This is a genomic window from Enterococcus sp. PF1-24 (assembly GCF_029893325.1).
Taxonomy (GTDB): domain Bacteria; phylum Bacillota; class Bacilli; order Lactobacillales; family Enterococcaceae; genus HY326.
Genome location: NZ_JARXWL010000020.1, coordinates 1 through 17,977 on the forward strand (window position 1 = coordinate 1; position 17,977 = coordinate 17,977).

At 35.2% G+C, this 17,977-nt stretch carries 21 protein-coding genes and 1 riboswitch; of the genes, 2 read left to right on the top strand and 19 right to left on the bottom strand.

Annotated elements, in window-relative coordinates; genetic code table 11:
• Positions 1-112: 112 nt before the first annotated feature.
• Entirely contained in the window at positions 113-697 is a 585-nt protein-coding gene (locus M2139_RS09555) for an ECF transporter S component (protein WP_280738613.1), read from the bottom strand.
• 136 nt (positions 698-833) lie between these two features.
• Positions 834-960: riboswitch (FMN riboswitch) on the bottom strand.
• Between the two features lie 228 nt (positions 961-1,188).
• On the opposite strand from M2139_RS09555, the gene M2139_RS09560 reads away from it, so the two are divergent.
• Entirely contained in the window at positions 1,189-1,461 is a 273-nt protein-coding gene (locus M2139_RS09560) for a zinc ribbon domain-containing protein (protein WP_280738614.1), read from the top strand.
• A gap of 323 nt (positions 1,462-1,784) precedes the next feature.
• Here M2139_RS09560 and M2139_RS09565 read toward each other — a convergent pair whose 3' ends face one another.
• From M2139_RS09565 to M2139_RS09630, 14 genes are all read right to left on the bottom strand, one after another.
• Positions 1,785-2,504 carry a pseudouridine synthase gene (locus M2139_RS09565; protein ID WP_280738615.1) on the bottom strand — a complete coding sequence of 240 codons (720 nt, stop codon included), beginning with the start codon at positions 2,502-2,504 and terminating at the stop codon, positions 1,785-1,787.
• A gap of 12 nt (positions 2,505-2,516) precedes the next feature.
• On the bottom strand, positions 2,517-3,164 hold the full coding sequence (scpB, locus tag M2139_RS09570; RefSeq protein ID WP_280738616.1) for an SMC-Scp complex subunit ScpB: 648 nt from the start codon (positions 3,162-3,164) through the stop codon (positions 2,517-2,519).
• 17 nt (positions 3,165-3,181) lie between these two features.
• A complete protein-coding gene (locus tag M2139_RS09575) occupies positions 3,182-3,940 on the bottom strand; it encodes a segregation/condensation protein A (RefSeq protein WP_280738617.1) in 759 nt (252 codons plus the stop codon).
• A gap of 25 nt (positions 3,941-3,965) precedes the next feature.
• Positions 3,966-4,856 carry a site-specific tyrosine recombinase XerD gene (xerD, locus tag M2139_RS09580; protein ID WP_280738618.1) on the bottom strand — a complete coding sequence of 297 codons (891 nt, stop codon included), beginning with the start codon at positions 4,854-4,856 and terminating at the stop codon, positions 3,966-3,968.
• A gap of 448 nt (positions 4,857-5,304) precedes the next feature.
• A complete protein-coding gene (locus tag M2139_RS09585; protein ID WP_280738619.1) occupies positions 5,305-6,024 on the bottom strand; it encodes an HAD family phosphatase in 720 nt (239 codons plus the stop codon).
• Positions 6,025-6,047: 23 nt separating this feature from the next.
• A complete protein-coding gene (locus M2139_RS09590) occupies positions 6,048-6,698 on the bottom strand; it encodes a bifunctional 4-hydroxy-2-oxoglutarate aldolase/2-dehydro-3-deoxy-phosphogluconate aldolase (RefSeq protein ID WP_280738620.1) in 651 nt (216 codons plus the stop codon).
• Positions 6,699-6,781: 83 nt separating this feature from the next.
• On the bottom strand, positions 6,782-7,849 hold the full coding sequence (gene uxuA / locus M2139_RS09595; RefSeq protein WP_280738621.1) for a mannonate dehydratase: 1,068 nt from the start codon (positions 7,847-7,849) through the stop codon (positions 6,782-6,784).
• Between the two features lie 253 nt (positions 7,850-8,102).
• Positions 8,103-8,549, bottom strand: coding sequence for a PTS sugar transporter subunit IIA (locus M2139_RS09600; protein WP_280738622.1), 447 nt, complete (start codon positions 8,547-8,549; stop codon positions 8,103-8,105).
• Between the two features lie 21 nt (positions 8,550-8,570).
• Positions 8,571-9,449, bottom strand: a complete 879-nt coding sequence (locus M2139_RS09605; protein WP_280738623.1) for a hypothetical protein — start codon at positions 9,447-9,449, stop codon at positions 8,571-8,573.
• A gap of 84 nt (positions 9,450-9,533) precedes the next feature.
• Entirely contained in the window at positions 9,534-10,040 is a 507-nt protein-coding gene (locus M2139_RS09610; protein WP_280738624.1) for a PTS sugar transporter subunit IIB, read from the bottom strand.
• Positions 10,041-10,095: 55 nt separating this feature from the next.
• Complete coding sequence (locus M2139_RS09615) at positions 10,096-10,953, bottom strand: PTS system mannose/fructose/sorbose family transporter subunit IID (protein ID WP_280738625.1); 858 nt, start codon at positions 10,951-10,953, stop codon at positions 10,096-10,098.
• 100 nt (positions 10,954-11,053) lie between these two features.
• Positions 11,054-11,899, bottom strand: a complete 846-nt coding sequence (locus tag M2139_RS09620; protein ID WP_280738626.1) for a PTS sugar transporter subunit IIC — start codon at positions 11,897-11,899, stop codon at positions 11,054-11,056.
• An 80-nt stretch (positions 11,900-11,979) separates the two neighbouring features.
• Positions 11,980-13,089, bottom strand: a complete 1,110-nt coding sequence (locus M2139_RS09625; RefSeq protein ID WP_280738627.1) for an iron-containing alcohol dehydrogenase family protein — start codon at positions 13,087-13,089, stop codon at positions 11,980-11,982.
• Positions 13,089-14,105: a D-isomer specific 2-hydroxyacid dehydrogenase family protein gene (locus tag M2139_RS09630; RefSeq protein WP_280738628.1), complete on the bottom strand. Its 1,017-nt coding sequence runs from the start codon at positions 14,103-14,105 to the stop codon at positions 13,089-13,091. The genes M2139_RS09625 and M2139_RS09630 overlap by 1 nt, the downstream gene beginning before the upstream one ends.
• 396 nt (positions 14,106-14,501) lie before the next feature.
• Between M2139_RS09630 and M2139_RS09635 the strand changes: the two genes are divergently transcribed.
• On the top strand, positions 14,502-15,356 hold the full coding sequence (locus M2139_RS09635; RefSeq protein ID WP_280738629.1) for a MurR/RpiR family transcriptional regulator: 855 nt from the start codon (positions 14,502-14,504) through the stop codon (positions 15,354-15,356).
• Between the two features lie 74 nt (positions 15,357-15,430).
• On the opposite strand, the gene M2139_RS09640 is transcribed toward M2139_RS09635, so the two are convergent.
• From M2139_RS09640 to M2139_RS09655, 4 genes are all read right to left on the bottom strand, one after another.
• Positions 15,431-15,886, bottom strand: coding sequence for a Fur family transcriptional regulator (locus M2139_RS09640; protein WP_280738630.1), 456 nt, complete (start codon positions 15,884-15,886; stop codon positions 15,431-15,433).
• A 160-nt stretch (positions 15,887-16,046) separates the two neighbouring features.
• Positions 16,047-16,910, bottom strand: a complete 864-nt coding sequence (locus tag M2139_RS09645) for a S1-like domain-containing RNA-binding protein (RefSeq protein WP_280738631.1) — start codon at positions 16,908-16,910, stop codon at positions 16,047-16,049.
• Positions 16,911-16,945: 35 nt separating this feature from the next.
• The gene (locus M2139_RS09650; protein ID WP_280738632.1) at positions 16,946-17,266 is read right to left on the bottom strand and encodes an AzlD domain-containing protein; all 321 of its coding nucleotides are present in this window, start codon (positions 17,264-17,266) and stop codon (positions 16,946-16,948) included.
• Positions 17,259-17,969, bottom strand: a complete 711-nt coding sequence (locus M2139_RS09655; RefSeq protein WP_280738633.1) for an AzlC family ABC transporter permease — start codon at positions 17,967-17,969, stop codon at positions 17,259-17,261. The genes M2139_RS09650 and M2139_RS09655 overlap by 8 nt, the downstream gene beginning before the upstream one ends.
• Positions 17,970-17,977: the final 8 nt, after the last annotated feature.

The following is a 17,977-nucleotide window of genomic DNA, read 5'->3' on the forward strand; positions in this document are numbered from 1 at the left end:
TAAAAAAACAGAAATCCCACAAAACCATAATGGTTTTCATAGAATTTCTTTTTTTTGAAACTACGAACATAATTTACTTATGTCACAGCCCCTTTGCTATTGAAAAAAATCTTTAAATGGTCTCGCCAATATATTTTTGTTGGCGAGTTAACCACGGTAACAATCTAGCATGTAGCACTAAAAAGACTACACTAACAATACTGCCTTTTACTAAGTTAAACGGTACAATCGCCACTAAAATATAGCGCTCTAACGCCATCCCTAAGGGCCATCCTAAAATTTTCAGATATAAAGGCGTTAGCACAAAATAATTCGCTATACTCATAAACACCGTCATTAATAAAATTCCGCTGAAAACACCTAAAACTTTATTTCGTTTTGTATTTGTTTGCTTTTTAAAAAAGAAAAACATCGGCATGGTAAACATAATCGTTGCTAAAAAACTCGCCCCATCACCAATCAAATTATCAAGAGAAAAACCCGTCATTGCCAAATGAACTAAGGAACGAATAAAAGCCGTCGCCACCCCAGCCATAGGCCCATATAAAAATAAACTCATCATAACCGGAATATCACTAAAATCAATTTTTAAGTAATTAAAGCCTGGTATTACAGGGAAACTTACTAATTGTAGTACGACTCCCATCGCTGCCAGAATTGCGACAGCCATCATTTTGTGAACACGATTTTTTTGCATAAACAGAAATCCTCCTATTAAGGATACATCTTCCGTGACATAGTTAAACAAAACATTCCTTCAACGCTAAAAAACTCTATTTTTCCGCAGGGAAAAATAGAGTTACTCGCTCGAAATTTATTTCGCTCAAATAAGCCCCTATCTTCTTTATCCAGACTTTACTGTCGGTATCGGAATTTCACCGAATCGGCCACTAAAATCAATTAGTGGGTCGTGGACTATTACCACCGGTCGGGAATTTCACCCTGCCCCTGAAGACGAACCTTGTTTAATTTTTTATTTCACCTTTGATTATACTTACTTAACTTAAAAATACAATACTTTTGCTCAATTTAATTAAAATAAAGTTTCTTTTCTACCATATATAGTGTTTCATATCTTCTTTTTTTACTGATATAATTAAATAAATTTGAAGTTGTCAATGAGTTTTAAATATAGTAGAAAGATTAGTCAGTTATGCAGTCAAATAAAATGATAAAGGAGAAATGAATATGAATGAACAAAAATTTTGCCAAAGCTGTGGTATGCCATTGGACAAACATGAGGTGGTTGGTACAAATACTGACCAAAGCAAAAATGAGGATTATTGTATTTATTGCTTTAAGGATGGGGAATTTACTCAGGATGTGACAATGGATGAAATGATTGAAATTAGCCGAGAGCACATGAGTGAGATTTTTGCAAATGATTCCAATTACAATGAGCAGGAAGCTGTAGCTAAAATGCAATCATTCTTTCCTAAACTCAAACGGTGGAGAGCCTAATTAATTAACCTGACAACTTCCAGTTTGTCGGTCAGTAAATATCAATTTAATAACAATCAATATAACCCGCCAGCTTATATGACACTTAACTATTACTCACACGGCAGTAGTAAAACGGCTCAGGCTAAAATGTTACGGCTAATAGCCAAGCTTTCTACTACATAATGTACTACTTTTTAGGTGCATTATTTAAGCAAGTTTAATAGAAAAAGTGCAAATGTCTGAAACGCTCACAAATCCGTATAGTATATGGGTTTGTGAGCGTTTATTATGATTTAAGAAAGTTAGTGAATTTTTATATCATTTTTACTTAAAAAACAACTCTAATTTTTAGCTTCATGCAATAGTTGTTTGACTTCTTTTTTTGAAAGCTCACGAAATTGTCCCGGACGTAAGCCTTGTAAAGTTAAAGAACCAAAACGTTCTCTTTTTAATTTTTGTACAGGCAACTGCACGGCTTGAAGCATATTTTTCACTTGGTGTTTGCGTCCTTCATGAATCGTCAATTCTACCACACTACTATTAGTTTTTGGATCAACTGAAATAATATTAAAACGCGCGGGCGCTGTTTTTTTACCTTCAATCCGAATTCCTTTTCTTAAAGGCATTAATAATTCTTTTGTTGCTAAGCCTTTTACTTTTGCTACATAGACTTTATCAATTTCATTACTAGGATGCGTTAACACTTGCGCGAACTCTCCATCGTTTGTTAACAATAAAAGCCCAGTAGTATCGTAATCTAAGCGTCCTACCGGATAAATCCGTCGGGTTTCATCACCGATTAAATCAGTCACTACACGACGATTTTTATCATCTTTAACGGCCGAGATAACACCTTTAGGTTTATACAATAAATAGTAAACATGATTTTCTTGAGTAATCGGAATACCGTCAACTTCCACTTGATCACCACGGCCCACCTGTACGCCTAATTCTTTAATGACCTTCCCGTTAACCTTTACACGACCAGCTAAAATATATTCTTCGGCTTTTCTTCTTGAAGCAATCCCTGCATGGGCAATTACTTTTTGTAAACGTTCCATGATGTATCCCCCTTATTGTTCTTCCAGCTCAGTGCTTTCTGGAAGAACTTCCTCTGCATCAGAAGCTTCATTTTCTTCTTCTAAGGCTAAATCTGTTTTGTTGTAGCGATTATAGAATAAATCAAAAGGCATTTCCGCCTCTAACTCCATTTCCATATCATCAATCGCTGGCAATTCCTCTAATGATTTTAAAGCAAAGAAATCCATAAAATACGGCGTCGTTCCATACAAAATTGCCCGACCAGGACCTTCAACTCGACCCTTTTCTTGAATTAACTGGCGAGCAACTAATTTTTGAACCGCCCCTGAAGACTGCACACCACGAATTTCATCAATTTGCATCCGGGTAATCGGTTGTTTATAAGCAATAATTGATAAAGTTTCTAAAGCCGCTTGCGATAAGTTGTTAGAAATTGGTGATTGCGCATATTTTTTCAATAAAGGCGCACAAGCTTTTTTAGTGGTTAAAACAAAATGATTGCCTGTTTCCATAATATGTAAAGCACAATCTTCAATTTCACCATAATGGGCTTCTAAAGTTTCTAACATTTCGTAAGTAGTTGCCGTTGTTTCATCTAATAGATAACTTAATTCTTCTAAACTAATACCTTCTTCACCCACAACAAAAAGTAGTGCTTCTAAATTTCTTTGAGTACTCATTTTTTTCGCTCCTAAAACTATTTCGCTTCTTCAACCTTTGCGCCAGCATACAACATAATCGGACTATAGTTATCCGTTTGCTCCACGCGAATCGAACCTTTTTTCATCAACTCTAACAACGCCATAAATGTCGTGACAACTTCTCGCTTAGAATAGCTACTAAAAAAGCTTTCAAAAGATTGACCGCCAGATATTTTATGCAATTTCTGCTCGATATAATCCATTTTTTCTTCAATGGAAATTTCTTCTGACGTAATCGTTGTTTCAACGGGCTGTTTCTTTTTACGCTTTTCTAACATATTATGAAAAGCTAAAAACAAATCAATTGTGTTAAACTGCTTTTCAGGTTTCACAGCCACTTCTTCTCGATATTGACTGACATCCATAGCTTCTTTGCTATAATACAAGCTACGTTCATCCGCTCTGTCAGAGAGCACTTCGGCAGCATATTTAAACTTACGATACTCCAACAACTGAGCAACTAAAGCATCCCGCGGGTCTTCGCCGGTTTCAATCATTTCATCTTCATCAAAAGCCAACTCTTGTTTTGGTAATAGCATCTGGCTTTTAATCGCCATTAAAGTTGCCGCCATTACTAAATAATCACCAGCTAGCTCTAGCTCCAGCGTTTGCATTGCGTGAATATAACCCATGTATTGTTCCGTCACTTCAACAATCGGAATATCATAAATGTCGATTTCTAATTTTTTAATTAGATGTAGTAATAAATCTAAAGGCCCTTCAAAAACATCTAATTTTACTATAATTTCATCCAATATCATTAGCTCCTATGATTCTGTATTAAGCCCTTGGGAAAAATTCTTTATAAACATCTGTCATACGTTTTTTAGTAATATGAGTATAAATTTGTGTTGTGGAAATATCCGCATGACCTAATAATTCTTGCACTGTCCGTAAATCAGCCCCATTCTCCAACAAATGCGTCGCAAAACTATGACGTAAAGTATGGGGAGTGACTGTTTTAGTGATACCAGCTTTTTGTACAGTTGCTTTTAAATTCTTCCAGATTCCTTGGCGAGTTAAGCCATTACCATGGCTATTAACAAATAATAACACTTCATCAGGATTTTTTTTCACCAACTGTGGTCTGACTTCCGATAAATAGCGTTCAATCCAATGAATGGCATAGTCACCTAAAGGAATAATCCGTTCTTTATCCCCTTTACCAATCGTTTGTAATAGCCCCATAGATAAATGTAAATCCCCTAATTTCAAACCGATTAATTCACTGACCCGCACCCCTGTCGCATACATCACTTCAAGAATGGCTCGATCACGAATCCCTAAAGGCTTAGTTGTATCAGGTGTTTCAATAATTTTTTCCACTTCTTCAAGACTTAAAGTATGAGGTAATTTTTGTGATTTTTTCGGAGAATCAATATGTTGCATGGGATCATGCTCACTATAACGCTCCTGCCGCAAAAATTGATGAAAACGCCGCAAAGTTGAAATCATCCGCGTGATTGAGGCGGTTGCCAAACCATCATTTTGCAATTTTTGCAAAAAATCCACAATTGTATAACGATCAATCTGCTGCCAATCCGTAATCTGACAACTAGTCAAAAATTCTAAATAATGATTTAAATCCCGTTCATAACTAATCCGCGTGTTATAAGAAAGTCCCCGCTCAATCGTCAAATAATGCAAATACTCTTCAACTTGCTTCTTCATCACTCTCATCACCTTATGATTATCTTACAAGCCAACTTAACAAAAAAAGCTAGCTAACCTTATTATCATAACAAATTCTCACCAAAAAGAAAAGAATAGCCGAGGAACAAAAAAGCGGAGAACGTTCGCTCAACTCCCGAGTAAAATGCATAAACAAATATAGTGGTGTTCTTTACCACGGATTTGTTTATCATTTTATTGAGTGGAGTTAACGTCCGCAGCTAGACTACAAAAAAAGCGGAGAGGGCTCGTTCAGCTCTCGAGCAAAATGCAGAATTAAATTATAGCGGTGTTTTATACCGCGAATTTTATTCTCATTTTGTCAAAGAGAGTTAGCCCGCGTAGCTAGATTAAAAAAAATGGAGGACGTTTGTTCAACGCCTGAATAAAATTCTAAACCACAAAAAAAGTCAAAAAGTACAATGCTTTTTGACTAATTTTTTATTTATCATAAATATAACTCTTTTTTAGCTAAGAAGTTTTTAGCATGGTGTAAATCAAAAAATTGAAAATCCGCGGGTGCTGGTTTTTCTCTAACAAAAGATAAGTCTTTTAACAACGGATAATGTCCTTTTCTAGTAGGTAAATCCGTAATATTATCTTCGACCAAAATAGATAAAATCCCTGCCCGTTTAGCCGCTTCAATCCCAGCAGCTGAATCTTCAAAAACTAAAGCATTTTCTGGCGAAATGTCTGTTTTTTCACAAGCTGCTAAAAAGATTTCTGGATTAGGTTTACCAGAACTGACTTCATCACCAGAAATAATCACATCAAAGTAATCCGTTAAGCCTTCAACTTTTAAGAACTCAGCAATTTTTTCTTGATGATTTGATGAAGCTAAAGCGATAACTAACTGATTTTCTTTAGCGAACTCTAAAATTTCAACGGCACCGTTTTTTTTATAGACCCTTTTTTCTTCAGCGTAGATTTCATTTTTAAATTGATTCATGGCATCTCGCCATTCATTATAAGGAACGTCTGCCCCGTATAATTCTTCCATACCTAACCGAATCGCATCTTCTTTTTGCCCGGTTAAATAATAATAAACATTATGTGTTATCTCATAATCATATTTTTCAGCCGATTTTAAATATGCGCGATAGGCTAAACGACCTGTTTCTATTAATAAGCCATCCATATCAAAAATAAATAACTTTATTTTATGCATTTATTTCACCTAAGTTTCTTGAATTATTTTAGCTTATTATCTCTTTTTTCGACTAATTTCCGTAAATTTTCGTCTGCTGTTTGACCATTATCCTTTTTAAGAGCTGATTCAGAAATAATAAAGGAACCGCCAACCGCAATAATATGCTCATTTTCCAGATACTCTAAATAATTTTCTTCATTAATACCACCAGTTGGTAAAAATTTCACATCATAAAAAGGTCCGCTTAAAGCATTAATAGCTTTTAAGCCCCCGTAAATATCAGCAGGGAAAAATTTCACTACTTTAATGCCGTACTCACAAGCCCGTTGAATATCATTTGGCGTAGCTGTTCCCGGGAAAACAGGAATATCTTCAGCGATACAATATTCAATTACTTCAGGCACTAACGCTGGTGAAACAATAAATTTAGCGCCATTAGCGACTGCGCTTTTAGCTTCTGCCAATGTTCTAACAGTTCCAGCGCCAACGATTAATTCCCCAGATGCCGCTAATTGTTTAATCGCTGCTGTTGCTAAATCACTTCGATAAGTCACTTCAATAAAGCGCACTTCATTTTTAACTAAAACTTCTTCTAAGCGGCCTAAACAAGATAAATCAGTAGCTGTATATAAAGGTAACAACTTGGTTTGGGCAATTTTTTGATATAATTCATGGTTCATATTCGCTAACATTTTAAGTTCCCACTTTCCTAATATAAACTTAAGGGCTAGGGCTTTAATTAACCCCTAGCCACTTTAATTGTAAACTAAATTTTTTAGCCCTTCATTTGTGTGATAGCTTCATGAAGACCTTGCATATAGGTAATCCCCATAGCACGATCGTAAAGACCATAGCCAGGTCGAGCTACTTCACCCCAAATTGTTCGTCCATGATCAGGACGCACCACACCATCAAAGCCGACATCAATTAAAGCCTCCATGATTTTGAACATATCTAAAGAGCCTTCAGGTGTATAATGTGCCGTTTCTTTAAATTTGCGTTCTGCCATAAATTCAACATTACGGAAATGTACAAAATTAATGCGATCCCCCACTTCATGAATGATTTCCACCATATCATTATTAGGGTCTGCCCCTAAAGCACCTGTACAAAGGGTGATGCCATTATAAGGTGAATCCACCAAGCTAGTAATTCGTTTTAAATCAGCTAAATTACGAGTAATTCTTGGTAAATCAAAAATTTCCCACGGTGGATCATCCGGATGAATCGCCATCTTAACATCGACTTCTTCACAGACTGGAATCACTCGCTCTAAGAAATATTTCAAGTTTTCAACTAACATATCTTCCGTTACGCCAGCATACATTTCCATTAAGCCATTGAATTTTTTCAAGCGTGATTCTTCCCAACCGGATAATTGGAAACCTTTTGATTGGCTGCTAATTAATTTAAACATTTCGCTTGGTTCCATATTATCAACAACCGCTTGATCATAAACTAATGAAAAACTACCATCTTCATTTTCGTAAGATAAAGTTGTTTTGGCCCAACCAAAAATTGGTTTAAAGCTATAGCAAATCAGATGAACATCACATTTTGCTAAATTTCTAATGGTTTGAATGTAATTATCAATATATTGATCTCTTTCAGCTGTTCCAGCTTTTATAGCATCATGAATCGCTACACTTTCAATTCCTAATAGTTCTAAATTTTCTTTTTCGATGGAAGTTTTTAATGCTTGAATTTCAGCTACTTCCCAAACATCGCCAGGCAATTTATCTAGTAATGTCCCGACAATGCCGTTGATACCAGGTATCTGCCGAACATGTTGTAAAGGTATGGTATCGCCTTTTTCTCCATACCATCTAAATCCCCATTTCAAATTGCATCCGCCTTTCTTGTTGTCTAGCTACGTGGCTTTGCACCACTCAACAAAGTGATAAATAAATTCACGGCAAAAATTTTTTATGCACTTTGCTCGGGTGCAGGGCAAGCCACTCCGCTTTTCTTATTGTCTAGCTGCGCGAATTTGCACCACTCGATAAAGTGAAGAAAAAATTCGCGGTACAAAACACCGCTATAATTTATTCTTGCACTTTACTCAGGTGCAGAGCAACTCGCGCAGCTTTTCTTATTTAAAAGTCATCTTCGTCATCATCTGTATCTTCCATCAAGGAAATATGCCATAAATTAACACTATCATTACCTTGTTTGATGATTGCTTCAGCAGCCTCTGCTACGGCTGTCCCCAGAATTTGATGATTGATGGTTTCCAATAACATTGGTAGGTTGACGCCACCAATGACATAAACCGCTTCTTGTAATTCTTTTTCTAAATTACTAGCAACCAAAACTGATTGATTATAAGGGCTAGCGCTTAATAAATCTACTAAAACAATGATACCGTCACCTTGATTAACTTCTTGGATGGCAGCTTTAATTTTCTCCCCTAAAGCTTGCACATCATCCCCTTGATTTAGGTTGACAGTAGCGATGTTATTGGTTGCGCCAATAATCACTTCAGCTGAATCTTTAAAGCCATCACTTAACTTACCGTGGGTGGCAATTACAATCCCTAACATTACGTAAGCCTCCTCTGTTTTTTAATTGAATAAGGAAATTACTTTTTCTAAATTTTCAAAGTTTAATGTTTTTTGTTTTAAATCAGCTTTTGTTAAATAAAAAGCTGGTTGTGAATCCGCCGTTTGTCTGCCACTGAAAATATAATTTATTTCTGATTGAGCAGCCACTTGCTGAACGCCTAAATTAGCTAATTGCTGCGGCTTAAAGTCATTGCCACTTACAGTTAAAGTAGCTTGGCTACCCACACTATCCAAACAGAAGATTTTAGCTTGTTTTTTGCAAGAGCTTTTTAACACCGCTAAACCTTGCTCCCCATAACTACCTTCATCAATAAAAGCAAAAGCTGTCTTAGGATTTTGCTTGTCTTTGAGCAGCAATAATAAAGTTAGTATTGACGAAGTATTACGAATCAATGTTTGTCGATTTGATAAGCCTTGACTAACTTTTCCTAGTAAAAAGAAATAACCAGCAAACAAACCAATAAAGAGCCAAGTTGTAAAAGAACTTAAATCAAAAGCAGAAGAGACATTCTTCATATAGGCAAAAGTTCCTAATAATCCTAATAAAATCATTAAAATTGTCGTGGTTAAAATAAAAAGTAATGTCTTTTTCCCTTGCTCTTTTGAATTAAATAAATTGTAAGGACCAAAATTTTTAGGTGGTGTATCATAATAAGTACAAATTATCCGATCAGCTTGTTCAATATTTCCCACATAAATGTTTCGAGAAGCAGTTTTCTTTTGCTCATTAAAAGCAATTACTTGAATATCATCACGGTATTCAAGAATATCTTTAATTATTGCTGAAAGAAAACGTTGTTTACTTTTATCACTTCTTCTGATGGCATAAATATATTGGTAACGAAGCAGCCAATCATTAAATTTTTCACTTTTTTGCATTTGCTTCACCACCTTATTTTTTATAAGAGAATGGGAAGTTAAACTTTTTTCCCACTCTCTTAACTTACAAAATTCTTTTAATTTTTATAAATCAAATTGTTTTAAAATATCTTTTAAGTTTGATTTAGGAGCTGATGGTGTTGCTTGGAAATAAATATCTTCAACTCCATAGTTTTCATTTAAATCTTTTAATTTTTCAGCATCATTTTTGTTTAAATAAACAGATTTAGTCACTAAAATATCTTTTTCTGGATCTTTTTGGGCAATTCCACCAATGTTTAATTCTTTCATCGGAACGCCATGCTTCACTAAATCATAGATGACACTGACTGTTTTAGCGATTAAAATACAGCTATAATCTTTAAATTGATATTCATCCCAATAAAAAGCTGCTTTTTCAGGAGTAATTACGATTGTTTTTTGACCTGTACGGCCACCGGCACTTTTATACAATTCACGCATAAATTTATCTTTAGCTACCACATCATCAACAACAAAAATTGAATTTACACCATTTTTTTGTGATAAAGTTACCATTACTTGTCCGTGAATTAAACGTTCATCCACACGAGCTAAATTTACTTCGCCCATTAAAATCACTTCCTTTTCATCTATTAAGTGTTTCTTTTTATAGTGTTATTGCTAATTATAAAATACCAATTCCGGCTAATACAATTAAAATTCCAGTTAAGCCTAATAATGCTTGTGTTACTTTTAAACCTTTTTTCGTAAAGAACAGATAAACACCCATTACAACCGCTAATGGCAATATTCCTGGGATAATTTTATCCAGCAATTCTTGCAGCACAAATTCTTTACCAGAAATGTCAAAAGAGAGACTTGAACTAACTTTTACATAATTTCCAGCTAACACACCCATCATAAACAGCCCTAATACTGACAATGTTTCAATCGCTGTTTGTACACCAGCACTTTGCATTAAACCAGTAGCATTTCGCCCCATCGCAAAAGATTGTCTTGCAAAGAATAAACCTAGAGCTAATTGATATAAAGCGAAACATACAAATGGGAACAAAGCTCCTAAAGCACTACCTTCTTGCGCCCACGGCACAGCCATAGCGATAAAAATGTATTGAACTGTCCCTGAATCAATCGCATCGCCAATTCCTGCTAAAGCCCCCATTAAACCAGCTTTAGTATTGTACATTAAATCATCTTGCATTAAAATTTCTTTGCCTTCGTACTCTTCTTCAGCCCGTTGCTGTTCCATTGAAGACATTAAACCAGTAATAACACCACCACCCCAGCTAAGCTGAGTATTAAAGAATAATAATTGGCGTTTGTAAGCTGCTTTTAAAGCTGTATCGTCTTTATATAGTTTTCTTAAAAGTGGCGCCATTGCATAAAGCAACGATGGCGCAATATAGCGCTCAAATGAATGGGGAATCTCATTGGCAAAATGCCATCTAAGATACGCTTTAGTAATATCTTTTTTAGTTATTTCTTCTGGCGCTAAATTTGTATTTTTTACTTCCTCTGTCATTTTATTCCCTCCGTTTTGAAAAGCTAGCAACACTTTTTAAAGTGTGCTTCAAGCTAGATTGGTTTTGTCTGTTTGAATCATCGGCAAGCCAATCGCTATTTTAAAAGCCGTCATCATAATCATCGTCATCATCAAAGTCAACGCTGCTATGACCGCTATCAGCAGCTGGTGCTGGTGCTGGTGCAGCTTTGCCTTTTTGAGATTGCACAAAAATTAACGCGATTAAAACGCCAAAGATTGCATAAGTAACCATGGTAATTTCTAATGATTTGAAAACCACACTCATAAAATAAGCAAGGAAGAAGAAAACCATATAATCTTTACGACCAATAACATAAACAGTAGTAGCAATCCCGATAGCAGCTAAGCCACCACCTACAACATCTAAAATATGCAAGACAACAGTTCCTTCAAGAGCAGTAATGACATCCGCAATAATTGGTGCGCCATAATAAAGTGCGATAAAAACTAATGGCACGAATAAAACAAATGAAGCAATTGTTGGGTATAGAATAATTGAACGATTAATTGCTTTAGCATTTAAATCCTCAACTGCTTTATCCGTATATTTTCCTAAAAATGTGTTTAAGAAGAAACGGAATTGATATAAATAGCTTCCTAATAAACCAACTGGTACGGCAACAGCAATCGCTGCTTCTGGTGTTAAATCACCAATTAAAGCTACTGGAACTGCAATCGCTGCAGCAACAGCTGGTTCTGCTGGCATTGAGCCACCAGGTGAGAAAACACCCATGTAAATCAATTGCAGTGACGCTGTTACAATCATTGCTTGAGGGACATTCCCCATAATAATTCCACAAACCAAACCTGTCATTAACGGTGAAAAACGTAAAGTTAATGTTGCGCCTCCACCTAACCAACGTGACATTACCGCTGCAACCCATAAAGCGATTAATAAACTTTGTACTACAGTTAAAGTATCCATAAAATTCTCCTATTTCCTTTCAAAATAATAATTTTTTTCACTACATAAAGCATAGTGTTTAAATAACCTAATTAAATGTTTTAAAAGTTTTTCTCAGCAATATAATCTTCTAGCTTATAAATTGAATCCCGCAATAATTCTTTGGTAATCGGAATCGGAATTAAGTGAACTTTTTCCTTAGAGTCAATAAATTCCACTAAGCTTTCAATTACTGCTTCATCTTCAGGAAACATCCCCATTTGATGAAGAGATACTGGTAAATTTAATTCTTTATACATTGGTAGTAATTCGTCAATCATCTGCCACTGATTTTCAATGGCTAATTGATAGAAAATACCGTAAGCAACTTTTTCTCCATGAAGATAATCATGACTTTTAGGAATATATTTACTCATAGCATCGTGCATCGCATGAGCCGCAGCATTGCGGGCATATTTGTCGCCTAAACCCCCAACCATTCCAGCTACTGCAAAAACAATTTCTGATAAGTGAACAAAAGCTTCGGTTACTTCACCTTTTTTCATATCAACAATTGCTTGGTTAGCATCTTGCATAATCGCTTCTTTACATAATTGTGCTGTATAACCAGCTACTTTTAAAAATGGTTCATTAATTAAATGGTCTTGTGCCAAAATCGCAACTGATTCATACCATTTAGCAATTGTATCAGCTAAACCAGCGATAAAATATTCAACAGGTGAATCAATCACTAGTTCAGGATCGGTAATGAAAAAGGCCGCTTGTCGTAAAAAGTGCTCTGACTTGCCTTCTGATTCACCACTTTCCTTATACATAACTGATAAAGGTGTCCATGGGGCACAGTTACTTGCTAACGTCGGAATCACACCAAAATCAATATTTAACGTATGAGCAGCATAGCCAACTAAATCAGCTAATTTCCCACCACCGACGCCAATAATGAAATCGATATTATTTTCTTTAACTGCCTTAGCAATTAAATCGGCACCGTAATAACTACATTCGCCAGTATATTGATGGTAACTAAAATTGTAATTGCTATCTTCCAGAAAATGCATTTTCGGTTTGGCTTTTTCCCATGAAACAGTGCCGTGAACAATTAAAATATTTTTAGCAACAAATTCAGTTAAGACTGTTGGCACAAAATCAATTGCTCCAACATGATAGCGATAAAAACCTGGTCCAACCTTGACTTTTAAATCATCTAACATTATTTTTCATCCTTTCCTACCTTAAGATATTTACTATATTCTTGAACTGCTCTAACAGGTAGTTCCCCTTTTACAATTGCTTCAACATCTCTTACGCATTTTTCGCCCATTTCCTCTAAACACTCTCGAGTATAAGCTGAAGTGTGAGGGGTCATCACAACATTTTCAAAAGCTAAATAAGGATGATCTTTTCTGCCAGGCTCTTCTTCTAAAACATCGGTAGCAAAGCCCGCAATTTTTCCTGACTGTAAGCCAGCGATGATTGCTTCTTCATCTACCAGCGCACCACGAGCACTGTTGGAAATGTAAACATGATCCTTCATAGCGGCGATTTCTTTGTGAGAAATCATATGATAATTTTCTGCGGTTAAGTTAGCACATAAACAAATAATATCGGCTGAAGCTAATAACTCAGCAAATTCGACTTTTTTAGCTCCGAAACTTTGTAAATACATTTCAGATTTATAAGGATCATAAGCTAAAACATTACATCGAAAACCATTTCTTAACGCTTCTACCACACCGCTACCGGTATTACCTACACCAATCACACCAACGGTTTTATTAAATAAAGCTCGCCCGACAAATTCAGCGCGATCTTCCCAACGATCTGATTTCACCCGATTGTTTGATTCTACCGTACGTCGCAAGATTGCTAATAAATTAGTAATATTATTTTCAGCTACCGCATCTCTTTCAACTAACGCCGGAATAATCGTCACAATCGTATCATGCTTTTTAGCAGCTGCTAAATCAATATTGTTATAACCAATGCCATGACGACTAATTAAAATAAGTTCATCTTTATGATCAAAAAATTCCTGAGTAAAAAATGGCGTAACACTGGCAATCACGATATTATAACCAGCAAGTTCAGCAGCTAATTCTTTACCACCAATTTCGCTATCAACTGTTACATGCTTAATTGTTCCGATTTTTTCTAAACGCTTTAAATGCTCTGGAAATATTTTTCCGAAACTGCTGGAATTTACAATGGCAATATTATATTTTGACATTTCACAAAACTCCTTTTCTTCTTCTGAGAAAAAATTAAATTTTTTAAAATTATCGAATACGCTTTCAATCTAGTGAGATAAAATAGTCTTCTTCTCCCCTCTTTTAGCGTTTCTAAATTAAATTGAAATTAAACCGCCCCATCTCTATCAGAATACAGTCAAGATAATTCAGCGAACTCCTCGAGTATAAAAAGCTAACGTCAACTAAATTATTTTTTTACTTTCTAAAATGTATTCGTTTTCTTTATAACTCCATTATACAAAAAATATTTTTTTGTAAATAGAAAATAAAAAAATATTTTTTGTTGAATATTTTTATAGAGCATAGTATATTTAATAAATAGAATAATTATTACAGAAAGCTTTACTTTAATATCTCAACTAGGAGTGACCACCATGGAAGTATCAATTCGTTTAAAAATAAAAACGATGTATAACGATTTTAGTCCTAAAGAACAAGCGATTGCTGATTATATTTTAGAAAATCCTGAAAAAATCAGCCACAGCTCGATTAGCGACTTAGCCACAGAATTAGGAATTGCCGATTCTACCCTCTTTCAATTTACCAAAAAGCTAGGTTATAACGGCTTCAAGGACTTTAAAATGACGATGTTAGTTCAAGGAGAAGATTTTTCAGGAATTACTGCTCATGAAAATATTCAAAACGATGATACCGAATTAACAATGGCACAAAAAGTTTTCGACTCTAGCATCTCAGCTTTACAAGATACTAAAAAATTGTTGCGGCAAGAAGATTTAAAAACTGCGGCCGATTTAATCAATCAATCTAATCGTTTAATTTTCTTTGGGGTAGGTGGTTCTGAAATAGTCGCTACCGACGCTTATCAAAAATTCTTACGCTCCCCTATTTCCGTTGTACATAGCACTGACTACCATATTCAATTAATGGAAGCTTCCTTATTGACTGAAAATGATTGTGCCATTGTTATTTCTCATAGTGGTAGATCTAAAGAAGCCATTATTTTAGCAGAAGTCGCTAAAGAAGTCGGCGCTAAAATTATCGTACTAACTAGTCACTCTCATTCGCCATTAGCAAAACTTGGTGATGTCGTCTTAATTTCGATTTCAGAAGAAACAGCCTTTCGTTCAGAAGCATTAGCTTCCAGAATTTCACAATTAAGCATCTTAGATTCATTATTAGTGATTTTGATGTTTAATAATCATGAAGAAGCACAAACTTCTATATCTAAAGTCCGCCATGTAATTAGCTCCATCAAGGAAAATTCATAATTTTTTTATCTACCTAGACAGCAAAAAAGCAGTTAAGTCCTTCAGCTTAACTGCTTTCAATTTAATTATTTCAACTATTCAGTTGCTTTTGCTTGGCAAACTTTACAAACACCGTGAAAAGTTAAACGATGATCTTTAACTAAAAAGTGATAGTTATCTTCAATAATTTGTTCAACACTACCTAACAAATCTTCTTCCACTTCTTCAATACTCCCACATTCTAAACATAATAAATGATGATGAAAATGTTGGGCGCCCTCTTTACGTAAATCATAGCGAGCTAAGCCATCATTAAAGCTAACTTTATCGACAATTTTTAAATCTGTTAAAATTTCTAAAGTTCGATAAACTGTAGCTAAACCAATTTCTGGGCTTTTTTTCTTCACTAAAAAATAAACTTCTTCAGCCGAAAGATGATCTTTTTCGTTTTCTAATAAAACCAATAAGGTTGCTTCCCGCTGCGGCGTTAACTTCAAGCCAGACTCGCGTAAATGTTTTTTAGTTTTTTGTAAAGCTAATGAGGTATCCATTTCATATCCTCCGATTAATTATAATAATTCTAAAATAGAATATTCTTCTTCACTAACAAATTAAAACAATTATAAAATACTTTAACAAAAAATTCAAGTTATTCTCAATTAGAAAAACAACTTGTGTTATTACGCCTAGTTATTTTAATTAGAAAATATGTTATTTATCTTCTTCAATTAAAATAGTGAAACCATTTTCTTGTTTGATTTTACGCTGTTTCAATAAGGTACCAATTGCCCTTTTAAATTGCCCTTTACTAATCCCAAACATTTGTTTAATTTCTTCTGGATCAGATTTATCTGTGTAAGGAATTTTTTTCTCAGGGGCACGCTCTAAAAATACTAACAGCATCGCGGCATCATCAGAAATCATTTCATGAGCCCGTGGTTTTAACGAAACATTTAAAACGCCATCTGGTCTAACTCCGATAATTCGGCCTTCTACAATTTCCCCTAAACGGGGTTCTTTAAAACGTTCAGAAGGATGAACAAAACCGATATAATAGTCTTCGGTTAATAAATAAGTACCGACTAATTTCAACCGAAAAACTGTTCCTTTGATATCTCTATTTTTCATCTCTTCATTGCCGCGACGGCTCATAGCAGTAAACATTTTCTCACTGGCTAAAACGCCCCAAATGCGATCTTTATTGTCGACCTTTAAAGAGATTAATAATCTGTCGCCAGCTTTTGGCCATAATTCCCGCATAGTTGGTAGTTCATCTAACGAAACCGCCATATCTTTATCTTTTAAACCAATATTGACAAATACGCCTAAATCGCGGCGCACTTCGGTAACTTCCCCAAAAGCATAATGGCCGATTCGGACATTAGGAATTTTTGTTGTGATAACTGCCTCTTGCTTCTGGTTTAAATAACCAAAACCTTCAACTGCTTCCCCTAGTGCATGCTCGCCTTCCTCTTTACTTAATTGAAAAGTAACACCATTTTTTTGCACAAAATAACTGTCAGCATTTTCATCAATAATCACACCGGTAAAAACGGTGGCTAATAATTCATTCATTATGTTCCCTCAATCTTTCTAATTAGGTTCTTTCCCTAAAAAATAAACCGTAGCAAAGCGATAGTCACCACAGCAACTAACACAGTTTTCATTAAGTCTTTTGTTTTGATTGCTACTGCAAAAGTTGGCAGACAAGCAATTAACTCCAGCACTTTCACCGCTGGAAATTGCCCTTGGCGATAAACTAAAATACTTTGAAATAATAAAGCCGTCAAAATACACAAAGGTAAATAAGCTAAAAAGTCATTTAACCATTTTGGGAAATCAACTTTTTTAGATAACAAAAACGGCACGACTCTAGGTAACCAAGTAATCAGACAGCCACCTAATAATAACAAAATAAATTGACTACTCATTTTGCGTCACCGTCCCAACTAAGCAACCTAGTAGTGTAGCAATAATCACTGCTAACTCTGCCGATACAAATTTCATTAATATAAATAAACTACTACAAACCACGATTAAAAGTAAAATCGTTTGTTTTGTCCGTTTTCTGATAGGTAAATCCGCTTGTAAAACAAATAAGCCTAAAAACATCCCAGTTAAAGCAAAATCCATCCCTAACATTTCTGGATTCGGTAAAAAATTACCTAAAATTCCACCTACCCCAGTTGCTAAAATCCAAGTTAAATAAGCCGTTATATTTAAGCCATTGGTCCAAGCTACCGAAACTTTATGTTGATTATTTAATGCTGTCACTAAAACCCCGTAAGATTCATCTGTTAACAGCGTACCTATACCGATACTTTTAAGTAGCGGCACATTTTTAAAATATCCTGCCACTGACATACTCATTAAAAAATGGCGTAGGTTAACTAAAAAGGTCGTCGCAATAATCGCTACTATCGGTGCCTGAATAGCTAACATCCCACAAATAATAAACTGCGCACTGCCAGCATAAATTAAAACCGACATCGCCATAATTTCTAAAACACTTAAACCGACACCTTTACCAACTACACCGGCAGCAATCCCAATGCCTACGTAGCCTAAAACTGTTGGCAAACAAGCCTTCACACCTTCCCGAAAAGTGCGATAGCCAACTGAAACATCTTCCATACTTAAAA